At 51.6% G+C, this 2,518-nt stretch carries 4 protein-coding genes; 1 reads left to right on the top strand and 3 read right to left on the bottom strand.

Annotation, left to right across the window (positions count from 1 at the left end; translation table 11 throughout):
- A partial coding sequence (locus KQJ18_RS23260; RefSeq protein ID WP_216422865.1) for an AAA family ATPase occupies nt 1-244 on the bottom strand: 244 nt, incomplete at its 3' end.
- Between the two features lie 85 nt (nt 245-329).
- Nucleotides 330-1,208: an NAD(+) kinase gene (gene nadK, locus KQJ18_RS23265; protein ID WP_038642764.1), complete on the bottom strand. Its 879-nt coding sequence runs from the start codon at nt 1,206-1,208 to the stop codon at nt 330-332.
- 122 nt (nt 1,209-1,330) lie between these two features.
- Here nadK and grpE point away from each other — a divergent pair, with 122 nt between their 5' ends.
- Nucleotides 1,331-1,924, top strand: a complete 594-nt coding sequence (grpE, locus tag KQJ18_RS23270; RefSeq protein WP_038642760.1) for a nucleotide exchange factor GrpE — start codon at nt 1,331-1,333, stop codon at nt 1,922-1,924.
- Between the two features lie 49 nt (nt 1,925-1,973).
- On the opposite strand, the gene KQJ18_RS23275 is transcribed toward grpE, so the two are convergent.
- The coding region (locus tag KQJ18_RS23275; RefSeq protein WP_216422866.1) for a transporter associated domain-containing protein at nt 1,974-2,518 on the bottom strand (545 nt) is incomplete at its 5' end.

The following is a 2,518-nucleotide window of genomic DNA, read 5'->3' on the forward strand; positions in this document are numbered from 1 at the left end:
CTTCCAGCCAGCGCAAAGCTGCCGGGGTGTCTTTTAAGGCGAAACGGGCGCAGAGGTCGGCTCGCGCAGCGCCTGCGCGCACCATGTCAGCGTCTGCGCGCCCGCCCAGGCACAAACCGAGAGCATCAATGGCAATGGACTTACCCGCACCTGTCTCACCGGTGATGACGGTCATGCCGTTCTGGAAATCGATCTCAAGTTCACGAACGATAGCAAAATTGCTGATGGTCAGTTGTGCCAACATAGCTGTTTTCCTGTATGAAAAACCATAACTGTAATTACATACAGTATAAACTGGTTTTTTATACAGTAAAGAGGTTAGCGTTAAATTAGAATAATTTTTTTGACCAGCCCAGTTTTGTACTTAATGTATTGAAATAGCTGTAATCTTTTGGATGTATCAGGTTCAGGTGATAATCACAGCGGCGGATTAATACGTCTTCCCCTTCCTGTATCGGCAGGGCGATTTGGCTGTCGCAGCTGATCTCCAGATCGCTACGGCGATGAGAAAAGCGCAGGCGAATGGTGCTGCTGCTATTGATCACCAGCGGACGCGCAGAAAGCGTATGCGGGAACATCGGTACCAGCGTAATAGCATCCAGAGAAGGCGTCAGAATTGGGCCTCCGGCAGAGAGGGAGTAGGCGGTAGAGCCGGTAGGCGTGGAGATAATTAGCCCGTCGGAACGCTGAGAGAAGGCAAAGATTTCATCGATATACACTTCGAACTCAATCATGTGCGCCACTTTGCCTGGATGCAGTACCACTTCGTTGATTGCGGTGCTGATGCGCTTCTGGCAATCCTGCTGGCATACCTGGGCTTCGAGTAAAAAGCGTTTTTCGCTGATGTAGTGGCCTTCCAGCACGTCGGCTAATTGTTGGTGGGCATTGTCTGGATCGAGGTCGGTGAGGAAACCGAGGTTACCACGGTTAATGCCGATAACCTTGATGTCATAACGTGCCAGGGTGCGCGCAGCGCCCAGCATATTGCCGTCGCCACCGACGACTACGGCGAGGTCTGCCTGCTGGCCAATCTCCGCGAGCGTACCGGTTTTCACATTTTTCAGCTGTAGCTCGTGAGCGATTTGTTGCTCCACGATAACCTCATAACCTTTGGTGCACAGCCAACGGTAGAGCATTTCATGTGTTGTCAGTGCAGTGGGGTGACGTGGATGCCCCACAATGCCAATACACTTGAAATGATTGTTCATTTTCTCGAGGTCCTTGTAACGAAGATTAGTGACAATGTGAGTACTTCCCTTGAAACCCTGAATCTTATCCCCATAATAATCCAGGTTAGCGAGATGAATGCGAAAAAAACGCGGAGAAATTCATGAGTAGTAAAGAACAGAAAACGCCTGAGGGGCAAGCCCCGGAAGAAATTATCATGGATCAGCACGAAGAAGTTGAGGCGGTTGAACCAGACGCTTCTGCTGAGCAGGTGGATCCGCGCGATGAAAAAATTGCGAATCTGGAAGCTCAGCTTGCTGAAGCCGAAACTCGCGAGCGCGACAGCGTGTTGCGTATCAAAGCGGAAATGGAAAACCTGCGTCGTCGTACCGAACTGGACGTAGAAAAAGCGCATAAATTTGCGCTGGAAAAATTCGTCAACGAGCTGCTGCCGGTGCTGGACAGTCTGGATCGTGCGCTGGAAGTAGCGGACAAAGACAATGATGCGATGGCGCCGATGATTGAAGGTATTGAGCTGACGCGTAAGTCAATGCTGGATGTGGTGGCGAAGTTTGGTGTGCAGGTGGTTGCGGATATCGATGTGCCGATGGACCCGAACGTGCATCAGGCCATTGCAATGGTAGAGTCTGACGACGTTGCTGCCGGTAATGTGCTGATGGTCATGCAGAAAGGCTATACCCTGAACGGACGTACCATCCGTGCGGCGATGGTCTCCGTGGCGAAAGCCAAAGGCTAATCAGCCTCGGGCCGGGTAATGCTGATGCGCTACCCGGTCCGGACTCCTCTCACTGGTCCGATACGCTCTCGCGCAGCGGTGTAACCGGCAACACTTGTACCTGTTTAATCATATTGTCCTGCACGTCGAGAATATCGATATCGTACTGCCCAATACGCACTCGCGTTCCGGCAACCGGGATCTCTTCCAGCGCTTCAAGAATAATACCGTTCACGGTACGTGCGTCATCCTCCGGCAAGTGCCAGTTAAACGCCTTATTGATTTCACGAACGTTGGCGCTGCCGTCAATGATCACTGAGCCATCATTCTGCGGCGTCACCTCTTCGGCAAGCGTCGGTGACATTGATGTGGTGAAATCGCCGACAATCTCTTCCAGAATATCTTCGACCGTGACCAGCCCCTGAATATCGCCATATTCATTGACCACCAGACCCACTTTCTTCTTATTGCGCTGAAATTTAATGAGCTGGGTGCTGAGGGGCGTACCTTCCGGGACGTAATAAATTTCGTCAGCCGCGCGTAACATGGTCTCTTTGGTGAACTCTTTTTTCTCCGCCATTAATCGCCAGGCTTCGCGTACGCGCAGCATACTGA

Origin of the sequence: Citrobacter sp. S55_ASV_140, from assembly GCF_018919505.1 — a bacterium.
GTDB classification, from domain to species: domain Bacteria; phylum Pseudomonadota; class Gammaproteobacteria; order Enterobacterales; family Enterobacteriaceae; genus Citrobacter; species Citrobacter werkmanii.

Excerpts from the sequence above, each read along its gene's own strand:
- grpE (WP_038642760.1), top strand. The coding sequence starts at position 1,331 with ATGAGTAGTAAAGAACAGAAAACGCCTGAGGGGCAAGCCCCGGAAGAA.
- nadK (WP_038642764.1), bottom strand. The coding sequence starts at position 1,208 with ATGAACAATCATTTCAAGTGTATTGGCATTGTGGGGCATCCACGTCAC.